This is a genomic window from Candidatus Cryosericum terrychapinii, from assembly GCF_003570925.1.
In the GTDB taxonomy this organism is placed as follows: Bacteria; Caldisericota; Caldisericia; order Cryosericales; family Cryosericaceae; genus Cryosericum; species Cryosericum terrychapinii.
The window spans coordinates 1-2,503 of the sequence record NZ_QXIS01000029.1 but is presented as its reverse complement, the minus strand read 5'-3'; the positions used below and the strand labels follow the sequence as shown (position 1 = coordinate 2,503).

Below are 2,503 nucleotides of genomic sequence, written 5' to 3'. Positions count from 1 at the left end.
GTGATTATACCACAGATTGCCCGAGCATTCCCGAAGAGCACAGTCGTTCATTCGGCAGTTGAGTATGTTCATTATGACTATTTTCTGAGCAGTCTCACCGTGGAGGACCCACCCCAGCTCCTGGTGCAAAGCTTGTTGTTTGAACGGTGCGTATCCAGGCGAGCCCGCCCAACGCTTCGATGCCAGCGCCCGGTCGGCACAAGATCCCCGTACGATACTCTTAGATATTGAGCAAGACACCACACGGCGTTTTTGTCATCCACGTCATTGCTTACTTCATTGGTCATTTCGAGGTGTGTAAGAAATCTTGTAATGAAATCCTCAAGCGTTTTTCCTGTTTCTCCTTGATAGGCTTCCAACTGTAATGTCTGGAAGTATTCATTAGGAGATGAGCCTATTTCTAATTGTCTTCTGCCTCCTAATGTCTTTCCTTCGCCTTGTTGAGGCATGATGGGTAGACTTTCAACTAATCCCACAGACCAGCCTGGAACGGCACAAATACGTCCATTATTGACTACTTCCAATTTGGTCTGTCCCCGATGATTGGTTGAATATTCTTGAGGGAAATATACAAGCTCGTCTGTATCCAGTGCCTGTCGTAAGGTATCCCATATCCAGACTTGTTTTTCGGCATTGACACGAACAGGTATGAAAGGATCAGAAGGCGTACGTCTGGTTTGACAAATTTTACCTTCTGCTGCGTGTTTAAGAATAGCTGCTTTCATTCGGTCAATAAGAAGGGGTGTGGGCATTGCCATGGGTGTCAATTCTAAACGATCAAACCCTTGTGGAACTTTTCTGTCTACAAGCTCTCTATTATGGTTAAATAGTTCTACAACCTGTTCCTGGGTTGGTATTGGATACTCTTTTCCATCTATTCCAACCACCCCGATGCTTTGTGATTTCGGAAGAAGGGTGAGAATGCCGGTGCGGTATAAGGCGGTAACGCAGCGGGCATATTCCCTTTCAACACAGTGGCCCATTCAATAGGCTAGAAAGCCGACCACAGGCGCCATGCCCCCTTTCCTGTCCGCTTGACCAAGTACATTGCATCGTCGGCGCGGCTGATCAACTCCTGACTGCTATGCCCGTGCTCCGGGAACAGAGCGACACCGACTGATATGCTGACTGAAATCGGGCCCTCTGTGATCGTAAGCGGTTCATCGAACGATTCGACTGCTTTGTCCGCCATCGACGCAATACTTCTCGCATCCTTCACGCCGGGCGCAGCGACGACGAACTCGTCTCCCCCGACGCGTGCGACGTAGTCCGCGTCTCGAAAGACGGAGAGCAGGCGTGCCGCGACAGCCACAAGAACACGGTCACCGGCATCGTGCCCGTACACATCGTTCACCTTCTTGAAATCGTCGAGGTCGGCGAAGAAAACGGCGATGCTATTGTCTTCGAGTGTCGCCAACCGAATATTCTCGTCGAGGACCCTCTCGAGAAAGCGCCTGTTGGAGAGTCCTGTCAGACTGTCGTGCTCGGCCAGCCAGGAAGATGCGAGAGCCGCCTTCTCGACCTGCTCTTTCTCTCCCGATATAGTCTGATTCATCTCGTTCAACCTGATCATGATGCGTGCGTTCTCGACAGCGATCGCGGTGAATGAGGCGATCGCCCCGAGCATCTCAATAATATCGTCCGAATATGCGTGGTCTCTGGCGCTCTGCACCGTCATCACACCAACAATGTCATTCTCCCTGAACAACGGAAGATACAGGATCGTCTCTGACCTGACCGATGTCGGCTCAAACGTAATGATCGGACGATCGCCAAGAGCTGACTGCGCCTCTTCTGACGTTGCATAGTAGAGGGCGCGCTTCTCCCGCACACAGAGCGCAGCGAGACTGGACTCGTCGCTCAGAAAGACCGACGATGCCTTCTGCAGAATACCAGACTCGATCAATCCAGGAAACTCGATGACCCCCGAATCGGGGCTATAGATGCCAAATCCCAGCACCTTGAGGTCTATCGACGCTGAGAGTTCACTCCACATCCGCGTGAGGATGTCCCTGGGTTCGAGGCTCTGCGTGAGACTCCGCCCGATACGAGTCACGATCCGGAGACGCTCGTTTGCGGATTCGAGACCCTCGCGTCGAATTCTTTCAGCTTCGGCTTCGCGCTTTACTTTCTCAAGCCGATATCCTGCCGCCAAGTCCGCCAGCATCCTGGCCGCTTCCGAACTGGACCATGCATGTGCCACTTCAACCGATTTCAGGAGGTCGTGATATGCCTCATCGAAGCGATTCATGGCGGCTTTGGCTGTGGAGAGCGATTCGAGGGCAGGAGGCAGCAGGTCTCCCATCTTGTGGCTGTCGGCTACCTCGACCGCCATCTCAAAGTGATGGGTCGCCTCTTCCAGGCGGCCAAGGCTCAGTTCGATGCGCCCACAGGCAAGGAGTGACCCCGCCTCCTGCAGGGGGAAACCACAACTCCTGCTCAGCCGGAGAGCCTCTTCGATGACAGCAAGCGCTTCGACTTCGTGACCGCGACCCGCAAGAAT

The 2,503-nt window shown here is 53.1% G+C and carries 2 protein-coding genes; both read right to left on the bottom strand.

Going from position 1 to position 2,503, the window contains the following annotated elements:
* Positions 1 to 77 precede the first annotated feature (77 nt).
* Positions 78 to 983, bottom strand: coding sequence for a hypothetical protein (locus SMC7_RS07255; protein ID WP_126850727.1), 906 nt, complete (start codon positions 981 to 983; stop codon positions 78 to 80).
* Positions 984 to 991: 8 nt separating this feature from the next.
* Positions 992 to 2,503, bottom strand: a 1,512-nt coding sequence (locus SMC7_RS04690; RefSeq protein WP_119089193.1) for a diguanylate cyclase domain-containing protein, incomplete at its 5' end; no start/stop codon positions are given.

Coding starts and splice junctions, on each gene's coding strand:
- SMC7_RS07255 (WP_126850727.1), bottom strand. CDS start 983: ATGGGCCACTGTGTTGAAAGGGAATATGCCCGCTGCGTTACCGCCTTA.